The organism is Mesorhizobium sp. M1A.F.Ca.IN.022.07.1.1 (assembly GCF_003997575.1).
Lineage (GTDB): Bacteria > Pseudomonadota > Alphaproteobacteria > Rhizobiales > Rhizobiaceae > Mesorhizobium.
Window position 1 is genome coordinate 1 of sequence record NZ_RZST01000573.1, and the last position, 2,024, is coordinate 2,024.

The window sequence follows — 2,024 nt, forward strand, 5'->3', positions numbered from 1 at the left end:
GGCGAAGACTTCGAGCACGAAGGGCCGGAAGAACTCGATCGGCAGCGTCTCGTAGTCGGGATCGAAGCTCGACTGGTCCCAGCGCTCGCAAAACTGGTCGCAGTCGTCGAAATAGAGATGGCCGGCGAAGCGGTCGCGGGCATGCTGGTTGCCGCCCAAATGATGCGCGTAGTAGAGGCGCTGGAAGTCGCCGTGCTTTTCCACCACCCAGGTGCATTGCTCGCGCACGAACGGCTTCAGGATGGTGGCGGCATATTCGTCATGATTGTAGGGCGCGTAGATGTCGCCGATGTCGTGCAGCAGCGCGGAGACGATCCAGTCAGTGTCGGCGCCGTCCCGCCAGGCGCGAGTCGCCGTCTGCAGCGAATGGCCGAGCCGGGTGATCTTGTAGCCGGACAAGCCTTCGTCGAGCTGCACCAGCGCGGTAAGCAGCCGATCCCCCGTCTTGGCGGCATAGTCGATCTCATGGGCGGTCAGGAATTCATAGTCTTCCTTGTCGCCGTCCTTCATCGCGGTGAATTTGACGGTAGCCATCTCGACCTCCCGCTTTTCAATGTTGTTTGAGCATGATCTTTTCCGAACCGCAGGTCAGCGAAGCAAAAACCGGTTCCCACTTTTCGGGGTCATGCTCATGCCGCGATCGGCGCCCGCTTGGTGAGGTTGAGCTTCTTGCGCACTTCCTCCGGTCCGAGCACGCGCGCACCGAGATTGGAGACGATGCTCACCGCGCGCTCGACGAGCTGCGCATTGGTCGCCAGCACGCCCTTGTCCAGCCACAGATTGTCTTCCAGCCCGACACGGACATTGCCGCCGGCCAGTACCGCCGCCGCGACATAGGCCATCTGGTTGCGGCCGATCGAGAAAGCCGACCAGTTCCAGGTCGACGGCACGTTGTTGACCATCGCCATGAAGGTGTTGAGGTCGTCCGGCGCGCCCCAAGGCACACCCATGCACAGCTGGACCAGCGCATCGGGCTTCAGCACCTGCTCCTCGACCAGCTGCTTGGCGAACCACAGATGCCCGGTATCGAAAGCTTCGATCTCGGGCTTCACGCCGAGCGCCGTCATCATGCCGCCCATGGCGCGCAGCATGCCGGGCGTGTTGGTCATCACATAGTCGGCTTCGGCGAAGTTCATCGTGCCGCAATCAAGCGTGCAGATCTCCGGCAGGCACTGGCGCACATGCTCCATGCGGTTGGTGGCGCCGCCCATGTCGGTGCCCTTCTCGTTGAGCGGCAGCGGCGCTTCCGGCGAGCCGAACACCATGTCGCCGCCCATGCCGGCGGTGAGGTTCAGCACCACATCCACGTTCGCCTCGCGGATGCGCTCGGTGACCTCGCGGTAGAGATGGACGTCGCGCCTCGGCTTGCCGGTCTCGGGGTCGCGCACATGGCAATGTACGATCGCAGCACCCGCCTTGGCGGCCTCGATCGCCGAATCGGCGATCTGCTTGGGCGAGCGCGGCACGTTCGGGCTGCGGTCCTGCGTCCCGCCGGAACCGGTCACGGCACAGGTAATGAAAACCTCACGGTTCATCGCGAGCGGCATCGTCTTTCCTCCCAAATTCGATCAGCCATTGATGAAGCCGGAAACCGGCTTTGCTATGACGACCTGCGCCGAAGCTGGCCAAGCATGACCGACTTGCCGGAAACTGTTTTGCGTTTTACGAAGGCGCCATGACTAAAAGCGAAAAGCCGACGATCTTTCGCGCCGAGCGGGAAACCCTCAAGGTGACGTTTCTGGTGTTCTCGGGCTCGTCGATCATGTGCGTGGCCTCGGCGGTCGACCCGCTGCGCGCCGCCAACCGCATTTCCGGCGAGACTTTGTTCGACTTCAAGCTGGTCTCGCTCACCGGAGAGGCGCCGGTGACGACCTGCGGCTTGCCGGTCGCCGTCGGCGGCTGCTTCGATGCCGCCGAAGCGACCGACATGCTGGTCGTCGTCGCCGGCTTCGGCACGCAGAACTATGCGACGTCGGCGTTGCTTGCCGGGTTGCGCCGCGCGGCGCGTGCGGCCCGCGCCTGCG

At 63.6% G+C, this 2,024-nt stretch carries 2 protein-coding genes and 1 pseudogene; 1 reads left to right on the forward strand and 2 read right to left on the reverse strand.

The window, feature by feature from the left end; all coding sequences use genetic code 11:
- Positions 1-534 (reverse strand): HD domain-containing protein (locus EOA75_RS32255; RefSeq protein WP_127326094.1); only part of this gene is annotated, 534 nt, incomplete at its 3' end.
- A 95-nt stretch (positions 535-629) separates the two neighbouring features.
- Positions 630-1,547 carry a 3-keto-5-aminohexanoate cleavage protein gene (locus EOA75_RS32260; RefSeq protein WP_066996067.1) on the reverse strand — a complete coding sequence of 306 codons (918 nt, stop codon included), beginning with the start codon at positions 1,545-1,547 and terminating at the stop codon, positions 630-632.
- A 128-nt stretch (positions 1,548-1,675) separates the two neighbouring features.
- On the opposite strand from EOA75_RS32260, the pseudogene EOA75_RS32265 reads away from it, so the two are divergent.
- Positions 1,676-2,024 (forward strand): annotated as a pseudogene (locus EOA75_RS32265) (GlxA family transcriptional regulator); the annotation flags it as partial.

Coding starts and splice junctions, on each gene's coding strand:
- EOA75_RS32260 (WP_066996067.1), bottom strand. CDS start 1,547: ATGCCGCTCGCGATGAACCGTGAGGTTTTCATTACCTGTGCCGTGACC.